Source organism: Mycolicibacterium sp. CBM1 (assembly GCF_054073305.1).
This window is the reverse complement of sequence record NZ_JBSXPP010000001.1, coordinates 398,067-418,923: the sequence shown is the minus strand read 5'-3', so window position 1 is coordinate 418,923 and position 20,857 is coordinate 398,067. Positions and strand designations below refer to the sequence as shown.

The window sequence follows — 20,857 nt, the reverse complement described above, 5'->3', positions numbered from 1 at the left end:
CAGTATCTTCGGGGGCAGGACCATGAGCACCCCTTACATACCCCAGCCCCCCGCGGGTACGCCGTGCTGCTACCGGCATCCCGACCGTCCGACCTACGTGCAGTGCGCCCGCTGTCACCGGTCGATCTGCCCGGAGTGCATGCGCAGCGCGGCCGTCGGCCATCAATGCGTCGACTGTGTGACCGGCGCCAGCCAGAACGTCCGCCCGGCCCGGGCGGCGTTCGGCGGCTTCCAGGCCAAGCCGGTGGTGACCTACGCGCTGATCGCGGTCAACGTGCTGATGTTCGTGCTGCAGATGACCTCGCGCGATCTGCAGCGCCAACTCGTGCTGTGGGCGCCCGGTGTCGCGGGCGGTGAGTTCTACCGCTTGGTCACCTCGGCGTTCATGCACTACGGCGCCCTGCATCTGCTGTTCAACATGTGGGCGCTGTACGTGATCGGGCCGCCGCTGGAGAGTTGGCTCGGCCGGTCGCGGTTTGGTGCGCTCTACGGGTTGAGCGCGCTCGGCGGCTCGGTGCTGGTGTATCTGCTCGCCCCGATCGGGGCCGCCACGGCCGGTGCGTCGGGTGCGGTCTTCGGGCTCTTCGGCGCCACGTTCGTCGTCGCCAAGCGGCTCAACCTCGACGTCCGCTGGGTCGTCATTCTCATCGCGATCAACCTGGTCATGACGTTCACCGTGCCGTCGATCAGCTGGCAGGGCCACATCGGCGGCTTGGTGACGGGGGCAGCGATCGCCGCGGTGTACACCCATGCCCCCAGGGAGCACCGCAACCTGGTGCAGGGCGGGGTCAGCGTGGGCGTACTGGTGGTGTTCGCCGCGTTGATCTATTGGCGCACCATGGATCTGATAGCCCAATTCGGCGCACTCATCACCGGCTAGTGCCGGGTGTGGCCGGCTAGAGCCGGGTCAGCCAGAACGGATAGCTGAAGGTGCCCCCGGGCGCTCCGTCGCATCCTGCGTCGAAACTCGACTGCAGCGTGCCGGACAGTGTCGTGGCGTCCCAGGTGTATACGTCGTGGGTGGGGATGACCGGACCGTAATAGATGTCGCCGCAGCGCAACCCGTCCGGCACGTCGACGGTCATGCTGTACTGACCGTTGGTCAGCGTCGCGATGCCATACCAGGGGTACGCCTTGGCGATGGGCGCCGGGTTGGCCGAGACGCGCACGCAGGTGGGGGAGAACTCGATCGCCGGTGGACACGGCGTCGCGGCCCACACCCAGGTGTGGAAGTCACGGCGGTCCGGGATGATCATGTTGTAGTTGTCGGGCCAGAGTTCGGCGGAGGCGGCCGGAGCCAGTCCCAGAGCCGCCGCCGTGAGTGCAACGCCTACCGCCAACGTCCGCACGCGCGGACTCCCTTCGTCTGACCATCGTGTTAGTCCGACTAGGAATCTATGCGGTGTCGCCGCTCGAATTGAGCGGAATGTGCACATTGATCAGGGTCAGCGGGCCACCAGCAGCACGTCGAGGGTGCGGGGGCCGTGTACACCCTCGACCCGGTTCAGCTCGATGTCGCTGGTGGCGCTCGGGCCGGAGACGAAGGTCAGCGGGCGCAGTGGGTCGAGTGCGGCGAACGCCTGCGGCACGGTGTCGACGATCTGGTCGGTGAACACCACACAGATGTGGTGATCGGGCACCAGGGTCAGCGCGCGTCGGCCCTGCGCCGGGCCCGCGTCGAGCACAATCGTTCCGGTCGCCGCGATGCCGAGCGCGCATCCGGTGACGACCGCGTCGAGGCGGTCGAGTTCGGTTGTCGGCGTGGGGTGTTCGGTGTGGTCGGCGACGACGTCGATGCCGGTGACCCAATCGGTGGGCAGGTCGGTGGGGACGGCGACCGTGGCGTGCGGGCCGACCAGCGTGGCGATCGTCGCGGCGATCGACGCGGCGTCGACCCGCAACACCCTGGCGCGGTACTCGGCCACCGCTTCGGCGAACCGGTCGGCGTCACCCGGCCCGGTCGCCGGGCGGTGCTCGTAGTCACGGGGGACCGTCACGGCGGTCGGCGGTGCGGCCGCCAGAGCGGCGTGGATCCGGTCCATGACGATACGACGGGATGGATTGGCGCTCATCGCGGCTCCCCTTCGTGGGTGCGCGCCCACCACTGCCGAAACGTCTCCGCAGGCGGGGCCGGGACGTCACGGCTGGTGGTCCAGCGCGAGCCGGGCCAGGGTAGCGCGGTGATACGTCGATCACGGCCGGCCAGCCACCGTCCGGCGGCCAGCATCGTCTCGGCGGCGGCGAATCGCCGCGGCGAGGCCATCGTCCATGCCGCGGTGCGCATGGCCAGATCCTGGCCGGACGGCCGATGCGCGCTGTCCACTTCGGCGGCCCGCAGATGGACCAGGATCGACGGAATGTCGATGCGGACCGGGCAGGCGTCGAAGCAGGCCCCGCACAGCGAGGACGCATACGGCAGCGATGCGTTCGGGTCACCGTGACCGTGGGTGCCGGTCAGCTGGGGACTCAGGATGGCCCCGATGGGGCCGGGATACACCGAACCGTAGGCGTGGCCGCCGGTGCGTTCGTACACCGGGCACACGTTCAGGCATGCGCTGCAGCGGATGCAGTGCAGGGCGGGGCGTCCCACCTCGTCGGCCAACACCCGGGTGCGGCCGTTGTCCAGCAGCACCAGGTGGAACTGTTGCGGTCCGTCGCCGGGATGCACGCCGGTCCACATCGAGGTGTACGGGTTCATCCGCTCGGCCGTCGACGAGCGGGGCAGCAGCTGCATGAACACTTCGAGGTCGGTGAATCGGGGCACCACCTTCTCGATGCCCATCACTGTGATCAGGGTCTGGGGCAGCGTCAGGCACATCCGGCCGTTGCCCTCGGATTCGACCACGGCCAGGGTGCCGGTCTCGGCCACGCCGAAGTTGGCGCCGCTGACCGCGACCTTGGCGGAGAGGAACTTTCGGCGAAGATAGGCGCGGGCGGCCATCGCCAGCGCCCTCGGTTCGTCGGTGAGCTCACCGGCTTCGGGCATCGTGCGGGTGAAGATCTCGCGGATCTCCGCGCGGTTGCGGTGGATGGCGGGCACCAGGATGTGGCTGGGCTTGTCGTGGCCCAGTTGCACGATCAGCTCGGCCAGGTCGGTCTCGATCGCAGCGATGCCCTCGGCCTCGAGGTGTTCGTTGAGGCCGATCTCCTGGGTGGCCATCGACTTGACCTTCACCACCTGGTCGGCACCTGCGGCACGGACCAGATCGGTGACGATCGCGTTGGCCTCGGCGGCATCCCGCGCCCAGTGCACGACGCCGCCCCGGTTGACGACGTTGGTCTCCAACTGCTCGAGCAGCTCCGGGAGTCGGCTCAGCACATCGGCTTTCAGCGCACTGCCGGCCGCGCGTAGTTGTTCCCAGTCGGGGCATTCGGCAACCGCGCTAAGGCGTTTGGCGCGGATGGTGGCGGTGGCGTGGCCGACGTTGCGACGCATCTGGGTGTTGCGCAGTTCGTGCCGCGCGGCCGACGGGAACGGCTCGTCTCCGCGCAGGTTGCCGAAACCCGGTGTGCCGAGGTCGGTGCTCATCCGGCCTCCGTGGCGGCCAGGATCTCGGCGAGATGCACGGTGCGGACCGCCGACCGCATGCGGCTCAGCCCGCCGCCGATGTGCATCAGGCAGGAGCTGTCGCCGGCGGTACACACCTCCGCACGCGAGGAGATGACGGCGGCCATCTTGTCGGCCAGCATCGCCGTCGAGGTGTCGGCGTTCTTGACCGCGAATGTGCCGCCGAAGCCGCAACATGTCTCGGCCCCGGCGAGTTCGACCAGCGTCAGCCCGCGCACGTGCCGGAGTAACTCCAGCGGCTTGTCGCCCACCCGCAGCATCCGAAGCGAGTGGCAGGTCGGGTGATAGGTGACCCGGTGCGGGTAGTAGGCCCCGACATCCCGCACGCCCAGCACGTCGATCAACAGCTCGGACAGCTCGTAGGTGCGCGCTGCCACCGCCTCGGCTCGCCGGGCCAGGGCGGTGTCACCGGCGCGGCGGGCGACCATCGGGTGCTGATGGCGCACCGAGCCCACACACGAGCCGGACGGGGCGACGATCGCATCACAGTCGGCCGCCTCGAACACCTGCACGTGGTGGCGAACCAGGTCGGTGGCCTGGCGGAGATAGCCGGTGTTGACGTGCATCTGGCCACAACAGGTCTGGCCCGAGGGGAAGACGACCTGGTGGCCCAGCCGCTCGAGCAGCTCGACAGTCGCGATCGCGGCCCGCGGGAACATCGCGTCGGCCAGGCAGGTGGCGAACAGGGCGATACGCATCAGCGGCTCCGATCGTCAGCGCGATCGGTGTGCACCGGGGCGCCGGTCGAGGCCCGGACCACGAGGCGTGGTTCGAGGACGATGTTGCGCGGCGGCTCGGCCTCCGCGGGGTCGGACGCTGCCAGCAGAAGGTCGACGGCGGTCCGGCCGATGTCGGCTGTCGGCTGCGCGACCGACGTCAACGGAACCACTGCAGAACGGGCGAAGTCGATGTCGTCGTAACCGACGAGGGCGATGTCGTCGGGGACCCGGGCACCCGTCCCCATCAACGTCAACGCCTGGAGCACGCCGATGGCGAGCAGGTCATTGGCGCAGAAGACGCCATCGGGACGCCGCTCGGGGGCGCGGGCGAGCAGGCGCTCGCCGACCTCGCGGCCGGCGAGGACACTGAGCGCCGGGGCGGTGATGATCTCGAGTTCGGCACCCGGCACCGTGTCGACGGCCGCGGCGGCGCCGCGTTGGCGGTCACGAACCTGACGCAGTTCCACCGGGCCGCCGACGAAGGCGATTCGCCGTCGGCCGATCGCGAGGAGATGCTCAACCGCCTGGCGGGCGCCGGCGACATCGTCGACCGCCACCGAACTGAACGGCGTCCCGGTTCCGTCGCGATCGACCAGCACCACGGGGGTGCCGCGATTCTGCAGCGCGGTGAGCCGGCTGAGGTCCTCGCTGATCGGCGACACCAGAACACCGAATACACGCTGTTCGTCGAAGGCGTCGACGTAGGCGCGTTCCCGGCCGGCATCGTCGTCGGACGTGGCCAGCAGAACGGTGAGATTCCGTTGGGCTGCGCGGTGTTCGGCGGCGCGAGCGACATCGGTGAAGAACGGGTTGCCGATGTCGAGCACGATCAGGCCGACGGTGCGAGAACGTCCCGCTTTCAGCTGGCGGGCCGCGTCGTTGCGGACGAATCCGAGCTTCTCGATCGCGGCCTGCACCCGGGTCACCGTCGCCGGTGACACCTTCTGCGGGGCGTTGAGCACGTTGGAGACCGTCCCCACCGATACCGAGGCCTCGATGGCGACCTCGCGCATGCTCACCACAGCTCCATCACACCAGACCGCGTCAAGCGAGGCCGTCATCGCGGCGGCCGAGCGCAACCGGCCGGGCCGGTGGTGGCCGCGGCGCTCCGTGCACGCGGCTGGTAGCGCCGCGGCGGGTAGTGGTCACCGACGATTGCGCGCAGGGCCTCCAGATCACCGCTGACAAGGCCTCGAGCGCGCGCGGTCACCATCACATTGCCCAGGGCGGTGGCCTCCACCGGGCCGGCCAACACCGGCAATCCGAGCCGGTCGGCGGTGAGCTGGCACAGCAGTGCGTTCTGCGCGCCGCCGCCGACGATGTGCACGACCGACACCGTTGTGCCGGCCAGTTGCGCCGCGGTGTGGACGGTCTCAGCGAACGCGGCGGCGAGGCTTTCCACGATCGCCCGGACCGTCGTCGCCGGGTCGACCGGTGCGGGCAGGTCCCGCCCGGCGTACCACTCGCGGACCCTGCCCGGGATGTCGCCGGGTGCCAGGAAGGCGGGATCGTTGGTGTCGAACACGTCGGCCGGTGCGGGCGCCTGCGCAGCCTGGTCGAGTAGAGCGGCCAACGTGGTCTGCACGCCCTGGCGTTCGTACTGGCGAACCGTCTCGCTGAGCAACCACAGTCCAATCACATTGTGCAGGAACCGAATTCGGCCATCCGCGCCCACCTCGTTGGTGAAATTCGCCGCCCGCGCGGCGGGTGTCACCAACGGTTGGGTCAGCTCCACGCCGACCAGGCCCCAGGTCCCACAGGAGATGTAGGCCGCGTTCTCCGAGCGCATTGGGACCGCGACGACCGCCGATGCGGTGTCGTGGGACGCCACCGAGACCACCTCGGTGCCGGCGTCCAGAACGAGCCGCGCAGCTACCTCCGGCAGGACCGGGCCGCGGGTACTGCCGGTCTCCACGATGTCGGGGAGTAATCCGGGCCGAAGACGCAACCGGTGCAACAGGTCGGTGTCCCACTGGCCGTCGATGCCCAGTAAACCGGTTGTGGAGGCGTTGGTCCGCTCGACGCCATACTGGCCGGTGAGCCAATACGTGATGAGATCCGGGATCAGCAGCAGCTTCTCCGCGGTATCCAGCAGTCCATCGGCACAATCTGCGGCGAGCTGATAGACGGTGTTGAACGGCAGGAACTGCAACCCATTTCGTCGGTAGAGCTCAGCCTCGTCCACGACCGAATGGACGCTGTCCACGCCGTGGCGCCCGCGCCCGTCGCGATAGTGCCGTGGTTGGCCCAGCAGGCGCCCGTCTCGCAGCAAACCGTAATCGACGGCCCAGGAGTCCACCCCGATGCCGGTGAGCGGACCGGCCTGTCGCGCCGCTGCCGCAACGCCCGCACACAGTTGTCCGTACAGGCCGGTCACATTCCAGTGCAAGGCCTCTCGGCTGCCGTCCCACAACGAAACCGGCTCGTTGGGGAACCGGGCGACCGTGGTCATCTCGAGCTGGCCGGGACCGACCTGGGCCAACACCACCCGCCCGCTGCTGGCGCCGAGATCGACAGCGGCGACATGCCCGGCCGTCATCGCAGGAAAGCGGCTGCGACACCGGCATCCACCGGGACATGCAGACCGGTGGTATGCGAGAAGTCCGACGTGCAGAGCGCGAAGACGGCGTTGGCGATGTGCTCCGGCAACACTTCACGTTTCAGCAGTGTGCGCTGCGCGTAGAAGGCGCCGAGGTCCTCTTCGGCCACGCCGTAGACCGCGGCACGTTGTGCGCCCCACCCGCCGGCGAAAATGCCTGAACCGCGCACCACTCCGTCCGGGTTGATGCCGTTCACCTTGATCCCGTGCTCGCCGAGTTCGGCGGCCAGCAGCCGAACCTGATGGGCCTGGTCGGCCTTGGTCGCCGAGTACGCGATGTTGTTGGGTCCGGCGAACACCGAGTTCTTCGACGAGATGTAGACGATGTCGCCACCGAGCTGCTGCGCGATGAGCGCCTTGGCCGCCGCCTTGGACACCAGGAACGAACCGCGCGCCATCACGTTGTGCTGCAGGTCCCAGTCTTCGACGGTGGTGTCCAGCAACGACTTCGACAGCGACAGACCGGCGTTGTTGACGACGATATCGATGCCGCCGAACGCCAGCACGGTGGCGTCGACGGCGGCCTGTACCGCTGCCTCGTCGGTGACGTCGGCGGCGATGCCGACGGCGACGTCGGAGTTGCCGATCTCGCCGGCTGCCGCGGCGGCTTTGTCGGCGTCCAGGTCGGCGATGACGACACACGCTCCTTCGGCGGCCAGCCGGGTGGCGATCGCCTTGCCGATTCCCGATGCCGCACCGGTGACCAGTGCGATCCGCGTCGCCAGTGGCTTCGGCTTGGGCATCCGGGCCAGCTTGGCCTCCTCCAGCGCCCAGTACTCGATGCGGAACTTCTCGGCCTCGTCGATCGGGGCGTAGCGGGAGATGGCTTCGGCGCCGCGCATGACGTTGATGGCGTTGAGGTAGAACTCGCCCGCCACCCGCGCGGTCTGTTTGTCCTTGCCGTAGCTGAACATGCCCACACCGGGGATCAGCACGATGGCCGGGTCGGCTCCGCGCATGGCGGGACTGTGCGCGGTGGCATGCCGCTCGTAGTACGCCCGGTAGTCGGCCCGGTAGGTCTGGTGCAGCTCGCCCAGCCGGGAGATGCACTCCTCGACAGACGCCCCGGCGGGCAGATCGAGCACCATCGGCTTGACCTTGGTCCGCAGGAAATGGTCGGGGCAACTGGTGCCCAGTTCGGCCAGCCGGCGGTGAGCGCTGCTGGCGAGGAACTCCAGAACACGCGGGTCGTCGTTGAAATGGCCGATCTGGGGCCGGTCGGTCGATGCCAGGCCACGGATGAACGGCGCCAGCAAGGCGGCCTTGGCGCGGCGCTCTTCGCTCGGCAGTGCGCCGAAACCGTCGAGGTCGGGACCGAAGGGTTGTGGCCTTCCGTGGGTGTCGATGTAGCGCTGCACCGTATGGATGATCTCCAGGGAATGCGCCTCGGCTTCAACCGAAGTCGCGCCCCAGGCGGTGATGCCGTGTCCACCCAGAATGGTACCGATCGCTTGCGGATTGCCGCGCTTGATCTCGGCGATATCCAGCCCGAGCTGGAATCCCGGGCGCCGCCACGGTGCCCACACCACACGGTCGCCGAAGATCTGCTTGGTCAAGGCTTCACCGTCTGCCGCGGTGGCCAGGGCGATGCCGGAGTCCGGATGGAGGTGGTCGACGTGAGCGGCATCGACCAGGCCGTGCATCGCGGTGTCGATCGACGGTGCCGCCCCGCCGCGGCCGTGCAGGCAGTAGTCGAATGCGGCCACCATTTCGTCTTCGCGGTCCACGCCGGGATATACCCCGGCGAGCGCGCGTAACCGATCCAGTCGTAAAACGGCCAGACCGCTCTCGGTCAACGTGCCGAGATCACCGCCGGATCCCTTGACCCACAACAGCTCCACCGCAGAACCGGTGACCGGGTCGACATCGGTGCCCTTGGCTGAGGTGTTGCCACCGGCATAGTTGGTGTTCGCGGGATCCGCGCCCAACCGATTGGAACGCGCGATCAGTTCGGTCACGACGGGATTGATGGCTTTGGTCATGGCTCGCTACGCTCCCCAACTGGATTGAGTGCCACCGATGCGGGCGGCGTTGATCTCTTGCTGATAGCCGGATTCGGCGAATGCCGCCATGGGATCGGCGGGCAGGTTGCGCTCGGTGCGCCACTGGCCGAGGGCCGGGCGGACGTCGGTGTAGAACGCATCCATGAAGATGTCGTTCGCGCCTAGGACATCACCGGCTTCCTGCGCGGACGCCAGCGACTCGGTGTCGACCAGCAGGGCACGCGCCGTCATCTCTTGCACGTTGAGCACAGAGCGGATCTGGCCGGGAATCTTGGCCTCGACATTGTGGCACTGGTCGAGCATCAGCGAGACCGGCGAGTCGAAGTCGAGCCCACCACCGCGCACCACCTCGAACATGATGCGGAACAACTGGAACGGGTCGGCCGCTCCGACGATCAGGTCGTCGTCGGCGTAGAACCGGGAATTGAAGTCGAACGAACCGAGCCGGCCCAGTCGCAGCAGCTGGGCGACGATGAACTCGATGTTGGTTCCCGGGGCGTGATGCCCGGTGTCCAGACAGACCATCGCCCGCTCGCCGAGGGCGTTGACCTGAGCGTATGCGGTGCCCCAGTCCGGGACATCGGTCATGTACATCGCGGGTTCGAAGAACTTGTACTCCAGCACCATTCGCTGGTCTGGCCCGATGTGTTGGTAGATCGTCGACAGGGATTCGGCGAGCCGGTCCTGGCGGCCGCGGATGTCGCCCTGGCCGGGGTAGTTCGTGCCGTCGGCCAGCCAGATCTTCAGGTCACGGGAACCGGTCTGCCCCAAGATGTCGATGCAGTACAGGTGGTGATCGATGGCCTTCTGCCGGATCGACTTGTCGGTGTGGGTCAGGCTGCCGAACTTGTAGTCGTCGTCCTGGAAGGTGTTGGAGTTGATGGTGCCCAGCCGCACCCCCAGGTCGGCCGCGTACCGGCGAAGAGCGCCGAAGTCGTCGACCTGATCCCACGGAATGTGCAGGGCTACCGAGGGGGCCAGTCCGGTGAACCGATTGACGGTCGCCGCGTCGGCGATCTTCTCTTCGACGGTGCGCGGTGTCCCTGGCGTCCCGAAGACCTTGAACCGGGTTCCGGAGTTGCCGAAGGCCCACGACGGCAGTTCGATGGCGAGTCGGTCGAGCACTGCCACATCTGTTGCGCTACCGGTCATCTCAGGCCACCACCCGTCCTGCGCCGTCGGCCATCGGCGAAGGCGCGGTGCCGTAGCGTTCTATCTCGATTTCCCGCAATGTTTTTCCGCGGGTCTCCGGCGCCCAGATGGCGCCGATCACGAGTGCGACCGTCAGCAGCGCGACCAGAAGGATGCCGACCGTGGTGAGCCCGGCGACGGCGAGCAGAGTGGGGAAGAAGTAGCTCAACAGGCCGGTCACGGTGCGCACGACGAAGAACATCACGCCCTGCGCGCTGGCACGGTAGGGCGTGGCGAACAGTTCGCTGGCCCACAGACTGTAGAAGGCTTGTGCGCCGATGCCGCTGGAGATTCCCCAGAGCACGGCGAACGTCAGCATGGTGGGTACGCCGCCGTCGGTGAACGCCACCAGGACGATCCACCCGAGGATGCCGAGGGCGGCGCCGATGACGTAGAGCAGGCGCTGCGACATCCGGTCGGCGTACCGCATGAAGCCCAGCGCGGTCGCCGCCACCGTGGCTCCCCAGACCAGGACCTGCAAGAGATCCTGGGCGACGGGGCTGTGTAGTCCGGCGGTGTCGTAGACGCGCGGCATGAAGATGCCGGCCTGGCCGGCCACGGTGTTCCAGAACAGGTAGATGCCGCCGAGGAAGAGCAGTGCGGTGATGTTGTTGCGGCGCGAGAACAATCCGCGCAGGCCGCCCAGCCCGACCGAGCCGGCCAGCTGGGGCGTTTCGTGCTGGCCCTCCTCGGCCCAGATCTGGGACTCCTGCAGTCCTTGACGGACCCACCACACGATGCCGGCCACCACGAACAGGTGCGCGAAGATCAGCCGGGAGCCGAGCAGTCCGAGCGGCGCCAGTCCCGCGGCGAGCGCGAAGCCGACCAGAGGTCCCACCGACCACGCCAACTGGGCCGTTCCGACGTGCTTGGCGCGGTTGTGGGATGGCGCCTGTTCGGCGATATACGTCCACGACGCGGGCACACCGGCCCCTACCGCCATCCCGGTGATGACGAAGGCCGCCAGCAGCATCGTGTAGTTGACGGCGAAGGCGGCCAGCAGCACGCCGGCCATATAGACCAACAGGTCGTAGGTGTAGATCGCCTTGCGTCCGAAGCGATCGCACAGCGGGCCCCCGATGATGGCGCCGACTGCCGCACCGAAGGCGTTGGCGCTCAGGGCGGCCAACAGGCCGACGGCGAAGTTGCTGATGCCGAACGCCTGCTGCCAGAAGCCGAGGCTGGTGGCGATGGCGATGATGGATCCGGCTTCGATGTAGTTCGACATCGCCACCGCGATAGTGGCTCGCCAACCGGTGGTGGAACGCGCTCCGATGTTCATGGGGTCCTCATGGTTCAGGGGTCAGGGAGTCGGCCGTTGACAACGTCGGCGGTTACTCGAGGTGGAAGTAGTGCCGCAACGGTGTGACGGGTCGGTCGGGAGTCGAGCCATCGGCACCGGTGAAGTACTCGGCCATGCACCGTTGCCAGCGGTGGTTGACCTCTAGCGCCGCCATGTCCCGCTGCGCCGATTCGAAATCGTCGGTCTCGAGGTAGCCGACGACGAGGCCGTCGTCTTCGCGAACGAACAGCGAGTAATTGCGCCAGCCGGTGCTGCGCAGCGCCTCGCGCATCTCGGGCCAGACATCTTGGTGGGCGGTCAGGTAGTCCTCGACGCGGTCGGGTCGCAATTGGAGCAGGAAGGACACGCGTTGGACGGGCATGCGGACCTCCTGGTTGAAACGTTTCAATAAGTGGTGTCGTTCACAGTAGGACGGCGATGTGCGAGGCGTCAAGATCCGGTTTCAGCGCTGTTGCGGCGCGGTCGCGGATTCTGCGCCGACTTCCGCGGCACAACATTGGTACAGGTGGCTACCATTGCCTCCACGTCGCCGGGGACCGACGCCAGGCGGACCGAGCAAGGGACTGACCTGTGAGCACAGACGTCGCAGCGCCGGTGCATTCCGCCGCCGGCAAGGCGCGGACCGGCCTGGTCATCGGTGCGCTGGGAGTGGTCTTCGGAGATATCGGCACCAGCCCGATCTACACCGTGCAGACCCTGTTCAACCCTGGCGATCCACACCCGGTGCCGATCAGCCGGGCCAACGTCTACGGCGTGGTGTCGCTGATCTTCTGGTCGGTGATGATCATCGTCACGCTCACCTACGTCACGCTCGTGATGCGCGCCGACAACGACGGCGAGGGTGGGGTGATGGCCCTCATCACGCTGGTCCGCCGGCTTGGCCGCAGGTCGAGTCCGCGTGTCATCAGCGCGTTGTCCGCACTCGGAATCCTGGGCGCTGCACTGTTTTTCGGCGACAGCATGATCACTCCGGCGATCTCGGTGCTGTCGGCGGTCGAAGGCCTGAAGGTCGTCGACCCCAGCCTGGCCGAGTTGGTGGTGCCGATCACCGCGGTCATCATCGCCGGGCTGTTCGCGGTGCAGAAGCACGGGACGGCAATGATGGGTCGGTTCTTCGGACCGGTGATGATCGTCTGGTTCCTGGTGATCGGTGCCTGCGGGGTGCGCGGCATCCTCGGGCACCCGCAGATCCTGCGGGCCCTCTCACCGACCTATGCGCTGGAGTTCATGGTCGGCCATTTCCACATCGCGTTCTTCGCGCTCGCTGCGGTCGTGCTGTCGGTCACCGGCGCCGAGGCGCTCTACGCCGATATGGGGCACTTCGGCCGACGGGCCATCACCTGGGGCTGGCTGGGTCTGGTGCTGCCCGCGCTGGTACTCAACTACTTCGGGCAGGGTGCCCTGCTGCTGGGCAAGCAGAGCGTGGTCGACGCGCCGTTCTTCCTGCTGGTGCCCAGCGGCTGGGAGCTGCCGATGATGGTGCTGGCGACCGCCGCGACAGTGATCGCCTCGCAGGCGGTGATCACCGGTGCGTACTCGGTCGCCTCCCAGGCCGCCCAGCTCGGCTACCTGCCGCGGCTGCGCGTCGCCCACACCTCTGCGTCGTCGATCGGGCAGATCTACGTTCCGTGGATCAACGGCATGCTGGTGGTCGCCGTGCTGATCCTGGTTTTCGCGTTCCGAAGCTCCGCCGCGCTGGGCTACGCCTACGGCATGGCGGTCACCGTGACGATCACTATCACCACCCTGCTGTTTCTCTACATCGCCCACACCCGCTGGCGCTGGCCGCTGTGGCTGGTGGTCATCGGTGGCGGTGCGCTGTTGTCGGTGGACCTGTTGTTCCTGGCGGCCAACCTGACCAAGCTGGTGCATGGCGCGTGGCTGCCGCTGCTGATCGGGCTGGTCACGTTCACGGTGCTGATCACCTGGCAGCGCGGCAGCGCCATCGTCACCCGCGCCCGCGACCGCGCCGAGGGCCCGCTGCCGGAGTTCATCGACACGATCACCAACTGCCAGCCACCACTGGCCCGGATCCCGGGCACCGCGGTCTTCCTCAACCGGGAGAGCGAGACGGCACCACTGTCGATGCGGGCCAACGTCAATCACAACCACGTGCTGCACGAGCGCGTCATCATCCTGTCGATCGTCATCCCGCCGGTGCCCCGGGTACCCGTCGACCAACGGATCACGGTCAGCGATCTGGGTAGCCACCACGACGGCATCTATTACGTCGCCGCCCAGTTCGGATACATGGAGCGTCCGGATGTTCTGGCGGCGCTGCGGCTGGTGGACCCCGCCGCGGTCGGTGGTCCGATCGATCTGGAAACCACCTCCTATTTCCTGTCCAAGATCGAGCTGCTCGCCGGTGACCAGCCGACGATGGCGCCTTGGCGCAAGAGGATCTTCATCGCGACCTCGTTCATGGCCGCCGACTCGGCGGGCTATTTCGGCCTGCCCCTGAATCAGACTGTGCTCATCGGATCGAGAATCGAGGTCTAGCCACAAGCCATGACCGACTCCACGACGTGCGCGATCGTCGGCGGCGGCCCCGCCGGCATGGTGCTCGGGTTGCTGCTCGCCCGGGCCGGTGTCGAGGTCACCGTGCTGGAGAAGCACGCTGATTTCCTGCGTGACTTCCGCGGTGACACAGTGCATCCCACGACGCTGGCGCTGCTCGACGAGTTGGGGCTAGGCCCGCGCTTCGCGGCTCTGCCGCAGAGCCGGGTCGATCACGCGGAGCTGCCGATGGGCGACAAGCAGGTCACCATGGTGGACTTCCGCAGGCTGCGGCAGCCGCACCCGTATGTGGCGATGGTCCCGCAATGGGATCTGCTCAACCTGCTGGCCGATGCCGGTGCGGCCGAACCGAAGTACACCCTGCTGCTGGAGCACGAGGTCACCGGCCTGTTGCGCAGCGGCAGCAGGACGACCGGGGTGCGCTATACCTCGCCTCAGGGCGAGGGCGAACTGCACGCGGACCTGACCGTCGCGTGTGACGGTCGTGGGTCGATCGTGCGGCACAGTGCGGGTCTGTCGGCGCGCGAGTTCAAGGTGCCCTTCGACGTGTGGTGGTTCCGGTTGCCGCGTGGCAGCGGCGGGCAGTACACCCTGATCCCGCGGTTCGCGCCCGGCCGAATGCTGATCATGATCCCGCGGGAGGGTTACTTCCAGATCGCCTACCTGATCCCGAAGGGCAGTGACGCACGGCTGCGCGCCCGAGGGCTGGACGCGTTGAAAGCCGAATTGCGCGAGTTGGTGCCCGAGGCCGACATGGACTGCCTCACCTCGCTGGACGATGTGAAGTTCCTCGACGTGCGGCTCAACCGGCTCAGGCGCTGGCACATCGACGGCCTGCTGTGTCTCGGTGACGCCGCGCATGCCATGTCACCCATGGGCGGGGTGGGCATCAACATCGCGGTCCAGGACGCGGTCGGCGCGGCGCGGCTGCTGGCCGGTCCGCTGCTGCGCCGCGACGTCACCGACCGTCAGCTGGCCGCCGTCCGCCGCCGCCGGCTGTGGTCACCCAGGCGCTGCAGCGGGTCATGCACCGGGCACTGGTGGCGCCGATCATGGCCGGCGGCGTGGCCGACCCGCCTGTCTTCGTCGGCGCGCTGGTCCGCCGGTTGCCGTGGCTGTCGGTGATCCCGGCCTACTTAGTGGGGGTGGGCGTGCGACCCGAGCACGCGCCAGACTTCGCGCGCAGGCCGCCGAGTGTGCGCTGAGGGCCTCGACTGTGCGGTCAGGGCGAAATGGGCGTCCAGATCCCGCCGCTGACGCACACTCGATTCCGCCGACGACCTACAGCTGGGACAGCACCTCGGTGGCGAGTAGTTCCAGCGTGGCGTCTGAGGCCCGGTCGTGGGTGAAGAGCACCACCTGACCGAAGCCCATCGCCTCCAACTCGCCCAACCGGTCGACGATCGCCGCGGGGGTGCCGATCAACCCCCCGTCATGCAGGCCGAAACCTGGCCCACCAAATCGCTTTTCGGCAATCGCACGGGTGGATTCCAGTGCGCCATCATCCGGTGCGAGGGCCAGCACGGCCTCGACCGACATCACGATGGTGGCCGGGTCGCGGCCGATGTCGTCGCACAGCGAGCGCAGGACGCCCAGTTTGTGCGCCATCTCGCCGAGCGCGTAGGTGGGGACGTTCCAGACGTCGGCGTAGCGGGCCACCAACGGCAGCGTCCACTTCTCGCCGGCGCCGCCGACCACAATCGGCGGTCGCGGGCGCTGGACCGCCGCGGGCCGCAACGGCATGTCCTCGACGGTGTAATGCTCGCCCCGAAAGTCGATGCGGCCCTGCGCGAACGCCTGGGTCAGGATCTCCAGTGCCTCGCCCAGGCGTCCCGAACGCTCGGCGACAGAACCCCATTCCAACCCGAGCCGGCGGTGCTCGTCCTCGATCGAGCCGCTGCCGACCCCCAGCTGCAGGCGGCCGCCCGATACCTGATCGAGCGTCGTCGCCATCTTCGCCAGGATGGCCGGATGGCGAAACTGGTTGCACAGCACCAGGTGTCCGACCCGCAGCCGCTCGGTGCGGCTGAGCAACGCGGTGGCCAGTGTCCACGCCTCCAGGGAGTCGACCTCCGGAAGGCCGGGACCGTACATGTGGTCGTAGAGCCACAGCGAGCCGATGCCGAGCTCCTCGCAGCGTCGGGCGCGGTGCAGCACGTCGGCGTAGGACAAGCCCATCTGCGGGACGTACACCCCGACGTCGAGGCTCACCCTCTGATGCCGACGGCGTGGCGCAGCTGGGCCAGGAACTGATCGGCGTCGTCGCTGCGGACCACGTAGTGCGACAGCGCAACCCGGATGGCGGTCGCTGCCTTGACTCCGGCGTTCGGGCCGCTGAGCAACCGCTCGAGGCGCGCTCGCATGATCGGCAGGATCCGCGCGAGCTGGGCGATCACCACCTCGGGTTCGATGTCGATCAACCGCACACCGGAGTAGGTCTGCTGGTAGGACACGATGAACTGCAGTGCGGCGTCCAGCTTGTCGGTGCCCCGCAATCCCGCGGTGGCACGGCTGATCCCGGTGTCGAACATCTCCCGCTCGTAGAACGCGAACGCGTCGAGCAGTTCGGTCTTCGACGCGAACCACCGATACAGCGTCGGTCGAGACACCCCGGCCTGCAGCGCGACCTCGGACAGGCTCAACTTCGTCTGACCGCTGCGAGCGAGCACTTCGGCGGTAGCCTTCAGGATGCGATTGCGCGACGAGGTCTCGTCCTCGTCGGCAACCGCGACGGTGCTCTGTGCCGGCGGCTGACTCACGCCTACAAGGATTACAGGTCGCGGCCCGGGTGTCACGCCGATGGCCACATTGCGATGCTCCCGATCTTTACAAATTCTGGGCCAAGTGTCACGCTGTGCTCGTGTCTGCGGAGTCCCATACATACAGCACCCACGACATCACGTCGCGGCACTTCTGGAGCCGGCCGTTCGCCGAGCGCGACGAGACGTTCGCGGCGCTGCGGGCCACCGATGGGCTCACCTGGCACGAGCCGCTGCCCTCGCTGTTCCCCATGGAGGAACCCGGTTTCTGGGCGTTGACCCGCCGCGCCGACATCGTCCATGTGAGTCTGCATCCCGAGCTGTTCAGTTCCGCTCGCGGCATCGCACTGGATCCGATGCCGGCCGACATTCAGCGCATCGCCACGTTCTTCCTGATGATGGATCCGCCGCAGCACACCGTGTATCGGCGGCTGATCAGCGCCGCGTTCACGCCGCGCAATGTGGCTCAGATCGACGAACAGGTCCGCAAGAACGCAGCCACCGTCGTCGACGACCTGGTCGGCGCCGGTGAGGTCGACTTCGTCTCCGCCTGCTCGGCACGGCTGCCGATGATGACGATCTCGGAGATGTTGGGGGTGCCCAACTCCGAGCGGGACGCGCTGGCCAAAGCGGCCGAGAAGCTGTTCAGCATGAGCGACGACGAATACAGCACGATCGAGGAACGCGCCGAGGCGACCGTCAACGAGATGTTCTTGTTGGCGGGCACCGGAATCGAGCTGGCGAAATTCCGCCGGCGCCACCCCGGTGACGACCTGATGACCAGCATCGTCAACGCCGAGGTCGACGGGCACCGGCTGACCGACGAGGAGATCGGTGCGTTCCTGATTCTGCTGGCCTCGGCCGGCAACGACACCACCAAGCAGACGACGTCGCATGCCATGCTGGCGCTAGCGACGAATCCGGCCCAGCGGCAATGGCTGATGGCGGACTTCGACGCCAGGATCGGCCCGGCCGTCGAGGAGTTCATCCGGTGGGCCACCCCGGTGCTGCAGTTCGCCAGGGTGGTCACCGAGGACACCGAACTGGCCGGTCAGCGGCTGGCGGCGGGTGACAAGGTCGGTCTGTTCTACTGCTCGGCCAACCGCGACGCCGCGTTCGACCGCCCGGGTGAATTCGACCTGCGGCGTTCACCCAATCCACACCTGGGCTTCGGCGGGGGCGGTCCACACTTCTGCCTCGGCAACCAGCTGGCCCGCACCGAGCTGCGAAACCTGTTCCGCGAACTTCTCTTCCGTGTGGATGCTGAGTTCGGCGAGCCGGACTACCTTTTGAGCACGTTCGTGCATGGGATCAAGCACCTACCGGCCTTCGTCCGGTGAGCGGGCAGCCGACCATGCGTATCGAAGTCGACCTGGCCAAGTGCACCGGACACGGCATCTGCGAGACCATCGCCGAGGACGTGTTCGAGGTCCGCGATGACGGCAGCGTGCACATCCACGACAATCGCCGGCCCGAATCCGACCGGGCGCGGCTGCAGCAGGCCGTCATCCAGTGCCCAGCCGCGGCGCTGTCGCTGATCGAGGATCCCAGTTCGTGAAGAAGTACTTCGGACACACCCTGCTCTACCTGCACGAGACCATCTCGCTGGGCGGTGAGCGCACCGACCGGTTCACCGAGCACTTCACCGGCACCTATCAGCCGATGATGGAACAGCTTGGGGCGCGGCTGTTCTCGATCTGGGAGGCGACGCCGTACAACGGGCACTGGCCGCAGGTGACGATCATCTGGGAACTTGACGCCTTCGCCGACTACGCCCGTATCGGCCGGTCGCAGGCACCCGGGGGAAGTCACCACGCCGCCGCGATGGCCTGGGCGGACTACCTGGCCGGAGTCGGAGCATCAGGAGAGGGCCGCATCATGTACGCCGGCCGCAGCAATCGGCCGCTGGCCGAGCTCACCGAGTCGAAGTTCTCTGCCGGGCTGGTGATCCAGGAGATCATGCAGACCAAGCCGGGCCGCCAGGACGACTACATCCGCGAGTTGGAGCGGCTCTACGTCCCGTGGTCGGAAAGCACCGGGAAACGCTGGCTCGGCTCGTTCATCACGACGTTCCGCTTCAACGAGGTCATCCACTACTGGGCACTGGACGGCGACTGGGACTGCTTCGAAAACCACTACCCCTCGTGGAAGGACAGCCCGCCGGCTGAGATCGTGACCTGGATGAGCGTCGCACCCGCCCTGCGCGACGGCTGGGAAGACTCCATCCTGCAGGCCCTGCCCCCGTCGCCGCTGCGATAGTGGTTGCCGTGCAGCATTTTTCCTACGATCCGTTCGATCCCGCCGTGATGGCCGATCCGCGGCCCTTCTACCGCACGCTGCGCGACGAGTATCCGCTCTACTACATCGAGGCCCTCGACACCTTCGCGCTGTCTCGGTTCGATGACGTCTGGCGGGTGCTCGAGATCAACGACGGCACCTTCGTCGCGTCGGAGGGCACACTGCCCGCTGCCGCGGTGCTGTCCCGGCACCACACCGGCCCGGTGTCCGATCCGCCGTTGCACCCGCTGCCGTTTCACGCCAACTTCGACGCGCCGCTCTACGACGAGGTGCGCCGGTGCACGGCAGCGCCGTTTCGGCCCAAGTCGGCGGCATCCATGGCCGACCGTATCCGGGAACTGGCGGGCGCGCGCCTCGATGCGCTGCTGGGGTCGGGAAGCTTCGACCTGACCCAGGATTACGGCGGCATCGTCGCGGCATCGATCGTGTGCGAATTGCTGGGCCTGCCGGTCGATCTGGCGGCCGACGTGCTGGGTACCGTCAACGCGGGCAGCCTTGCTCAGCCGGGCAGCGGCGTCGAGGTGGCCAACGCCCGGCCAGGCTATCTGGAGTACCTGATCCCGGTGGTGAAGCGCGTGCGGGCCGGCCAGGGTGCACCCGTGCCGATCGTCGAGAACCTGCTCGCCTATCGGCTGCCCGACGGCTCGGCGCTGACCGATACCGAGGTGGCCACCCAGATGCTGGGCGTGTTCATCGGGGGCACCGAGACGGTTCCCAAGATCGTCGCGCACGGATTATGGGAACTGCGCCGACACCCCGAACAGCTCGCCGCGGTGCGCGCCGATCCGACCGCCAACGTTCCGGTGGCCCGCGAGGAGATCATCCGGTACTGCGCGCCCGCGCAGTGGTTTGCGCGAACTCTGCGGCGGCCCTACACGATTCATGACACGACAATCGAGCCAGGACAGCGAATCATCACATTGCTGGCGTCGGCGAACCGCGACGAGCGGGAGTACGAGCAGCCCGAGAAGTTCATCTGGGACCGGCCCATCCAGCGGTCTCTGGCGTTCGGCCGCGGACAGCATTTCTGCCTGGGCTACCACCTGGCCCGCCTGGAGATCGCGGTGCTCGTCGAGGAGTGGCTGGCGCGCGTACCCGACTACGAGATCGTCGAAGACGCCGCGTACCGGCCGCCGTCGAGTTTCCAGTGGGGCTGGAACAACGTGCCGGTCCGGGTCTGAGCCGACACGCGGCCGTCACTTCTCGTCGGCGGTGACGGTGAAACCGGCCAGCCAGTCCTCGTGCATCTCCCCGGCAATCGTCACCCGCCACTGATAGCGCTCGGCGACTTTCAGATTCAGCGGCGGGATGGTCGCGATGAACGGAATCGTCACGGGTGTGCCCTCGGGGTGCACCGGATGGCGGCGGGCCCTGATCACGTTCTCCTCGGTGTGCGCCACCCGGTTGCCGTCGCTGTCGACGAGCTCGGCACGGATCGGGAACGACGCGCCGAGTTCGGACCACTGCACCTCGACGAACACGATCAGCACGTGCTGCGCGGTGGGAGTAGGGCTGGTGGTCCACCCCGGCCCGAGCGCGTGCACGGTGCCGCTCTTGTCGAGATAACCGCTGTGCGCCAGCAAGACGATGGCCCTCATCCTCGCCGATGGTAGTCAGTCCAGTCGCTGCTCGGCATGGCGTGCCGACGTACGCGTGGAGTGTCCGCTGAGTTGGCGGGCGGTGTCGATCAACCCGACGAGGCTCTCCGACCGCCCACACCTGCTCCCAGGCCTTGGCCACCACGGTTGTCGGCTCGAGCAGCATTCCGACGTCGCGCAGCGAGGGGTCCAGGCGCACCGCATAGTCGGCGTGGACGGTCCACCGGGAACTGCCGTAGCCGTCGAGTTCATTGATCCCGCGTTCGGTGTAGCGGCCGTTGCGGCACATGTCGAACTCGCCA

General features: G+C 67.6%; 19 protein-coding genes and 1 pseudogene. 7 read left to right on the top strand and 13 right to left on the bottom strand.

Annotated features, from left to right (window positions below):
• Nucleotides 1-22: 22 nt before the first annotated feature.
• Nucleotides 23-880, top strand: a complete 858-nt coding sequence (locus ACXDF8_RS02015; RefSeq protein ID WP_457221561.1) for a rhomboid family intramembrane serine protease — start codon at nucleotides 23-25, stop codon at nucleotides 878-880.
• Nucleotides 881-896: 16 nt separating this feature from the next.
• Here ACXDF8_RS02015 and ACXDF8_RS02010 read toward each other — a convergent pair whose 3' ends face one another.
• From ACXDF8_RS02010 to ACXDF8_RS01965, 10 genes are all read right to left on the bottom strand, one after another.
• Nucleotides 897-1,349 carry a hypothetical protein gene (locus tag ACXDF8_RS02010; RefSeq protein ID WP_457221560.1) on the bottom strand — a complete coding sequence of 151 codons (453 nt, stop codon included), beginning with the start codon at nucleotides 1,347-1,349 and terminating at the stop codon, nucleotides 897-899.
• A 96-nt stretch (nucleotides 1,350-1,445) separates the two neighbouring features.
• Nucleotides 1,446-2,072: a LutC/YkgG family protein gene (locus ACXDF8_RS02005; RefSeq protein WP_457221559.1), complete on the bottom strand. Its 627-nt coding sequence runs from the start codon at nucleotides 2,070-2,072 to the stop codon at nucleotides 1,446-1,448.
• Nucleotides 2,069-3,529: a LutB/LldF family L-lactate oxidation iron-sulfur protein gene (locus ACXDF8_RS02000; protein ID WP_457221558.1), complete on the bottom strand. Its 1,461-nt coding sequence runs from the start codon at nucleotides 3,527-3,529 to the stop codon at nucleotides 2,069-2,071. The genes ACXDF8_RS02005 and ACXDF8_RS02000 overlap by 4 nt, the downstream gene beginning before the upstream one ends.
• Nucleotides 3,526-4,266: a (Fe-S)-binding protein gene (locus ACXDF8_RS01995; RefSeq protein WP_457221557.1), complete on the bottom strand. Its 741-nt coding sequence runs from the start codon at nucleotides 4,264-4,266 to the stop codon at nucleotides 3,526-3,528. Before ACXDF8_RS01995 ends, ACXDF8_RS02000 begins: the two co-directional genes overlap by 4 nt.
• Nucleotides 4,266-5,300, bottom strand: a complete 1,035-nt coding sequence (locus tag ACXDF8_RS01990) for a LacI family DNA-binding transcriptional regulator (RefSeq protein ID WP_457221709.1) — start codon at nucleotides 5,298-5,300, stop codon at nucleotides 4,266-4,268. Before ACXDF8_RS01990 ends, ACXDF8_RS01995 begins: the two co-directional genes overlap by 1 nt.
• A 44-nt stretch (nucleotides 5,301-5,344) precedes the next feature.
• Nucleotides 5,345-6,826, bottom strand: coding sequence for a rhamnulokinase (locus ACXDF8_RS01985; protein ID WP_457221556.1), 1,482 nt, complete (start codon nucleotides 6,824-6,826; stop codon nucleotides 5,345-5,347).
• Complete coding sequence (locus ACXDF8_RS01980) at nucleotides 6,823-8,868, bottom strand: bifunctional aldolase/short-chain dehydrogenase (RefSeq protein WP_457221555.1); 2,046 nt, start codon at nucleotides 8,866-8,868, stop codon at nucleotides 6,823-6,825. Before ACXDF8_RS01980 ends, ACXDF8_RS01985 begins: the two co-directional genes overlap by 4 nt.
• Before the next feature lie 6 nt (nucleotides 8,869-8,874).
• Nucleotides 8,875-10,041, bottom strand: coding sequence for an L-rhamnose isomerase (gene rhaI / locus ACXDF8_RS01975; RefSeq protein WP_457221554.1), 1,167 nt, complete (start codon nucleotides 10,039-10,041; stop codon nucleotides 8,875-8,877).
• A gap of 1 nt (nucleotide 10,042) precedes the next feature.
• Nucleotides 10,043-11,362 (bottom strand): MFS transporter, encoded by a 1,320-nt coding sequence (locus ACXDF8_RS01970; protein WP_457221553.1) that lies wholly within the window; start codon nucleotides 11,360-11,362, stop codon nucleotides 10,043-10,045.
• Nucleotides 11,363-11,414: 52 nt separating this feature from the next.
• Nucleotides 11,415-11,744, bottom strand: coding sequence for an L-rhamnose mutarotase (locus ACXDF8_RS01965; protein ID WP_457221552.1), 330 nt, complete (start codon nucleotides 11,742-11,744; stop codon nucleotides 11,415-11,417).
• A gap of 209 nt (nucleotides 11,745-11,953) precedes the next feature.
• Between ACXDF8_RS01965 and ACXDF8_RS01960 the strand changes: the two genes are divergently transcribed.
• A complete protein-coding gene (locus ACXDF8_RS01960) occupies nucleotides 11,954-13,882 on the top strand; it encodes a potassium transporter Kup (RefSeq protein WP_457221551.1) in 1,929 nt (642 codons plus the stop codon).
• A gap of 9 nt (nucleotides 13,883-13,891) precedes the next feature.
• Nucleotides 13,892-15,105 (top strand): annotated as a pseudogene (locus ACXDF8_RS01955) (FAD-dependent oxidoreductase).
• A gap of 76 nt (nucleotides 15,106-15,181) precedes the next feature.
• Here the strand turns inward: ACXDF8_RS01955 and ACXDF8_RS01950 are convergent.
• Both ACXDF8_RS01950 and ACXDF8_RS01945 read right to left on the bottom strand, forming a co-directional pair.
• Nucleotides 15,182-16,078, bottom strand: a complete 897-nt coding sequence (locus ACXDF8_RS01950; RefSeq protein WP_457221708.1) for an LLM class flavin-dependent oxidoreductase — start codon at nucleotides 16,076-16,078, stop codon at nucleotides 15,182-15,184.
• A 29-nt stretch (nucleotides 16,079-16,107) separates the two neighbouring features.
• A complete protein-coding gene (locus ACXDF8_RS01945; RefSeq protein WP_457221550.1) occupies nucleotides 16,108-16,659 on the bottom strand; it encodes a TetR/AcrR family transcriptional regulator in 552 nt (183 codons plus the stop codon).
• 101 nt (nucleotides 16,660-16,760) lie between these two features.
• Between ACXDF8_RS01945 and ACXDF8_RS01940 the strand changes: the two genes are divergently transcribed.
• From ACXDF8_RS01940 to ACXDF8_RS01925, 4 genes are read left to right on the top strand one after another with little or no spacing between them, the layout of a single operon-like run.
• On the top strand, nucleotides 16,761-17,999 hold the full coding sequence (locus ACXDF8_RS01940) for a cytochrome P450 (RefSeq protein ID WP_457221549.1): 1,239 nt from the start codon (nucleotides 16,761-16,763) through the stop codon (nucleotides 17,997-17,999).
• A 14-nt stretch (nucleotides 18,000-18,013) separates the two neighbouring features.
• A complete protein-coding gene (locus ACXDF8_RS01935) occupies nucleotides 18,014-18,217 on the top strand; it encodes a ferredoxin (RefSeq protein ID WP_457221707.1) in 204 nt (67 codons plus the stop codon).
• The gene (locus ACXDF8_RS01930; RefSeq protein ID WP_457221548.1) at nucleotides 18,214-18,918 is read left to right on the top strand and encodes an NIPSNAP family protein; all 705 of its coding nucleotides are present in this window, start codon (nucleotides 18,214-18,216) and stop codon (nucleotides 18,916-18,918) included. The genes ACXDF8_RS01935 and ACXDF8_RS01930 overlap by 4 nt, the downstream gene beginning before the upstream one ends.
• Before the next feature lie 47 nt (nucleotides 18,919-18,965).
• Nucleotides 18,966-20,138: a cytochrome P450 gene (locus ACXDF8_RS01925; protein WP_457221706.1), complete on the top strand. Its 1,173-nt coding sequence runs from the start codon at nucleotides 18,966-18,968 to the stop codon at nucleotides 20,136-20,138.
• A gap of 15 nt (nucleotides 20,139-20,153) precedes the next feature.
• Here ACXDF8_RS01925 and ACXDF8_RS01920 read toward each other — a convergent pair whose 3' ends face one another.
• Nucleotides 20,154-20,555: a DUF6941 family protein gene (locus ACXDF8_RS01920; protein WP_457221547.1), complete on the bottom strand. Its 402-nt coding sequence runs from the start codon at nucleotides 20,553-20,555 to the stop codon at nucleotides 20,154-20,156.
• Nucleotides 20,556-20,857 lie beyond the last annotated feature (302 nt).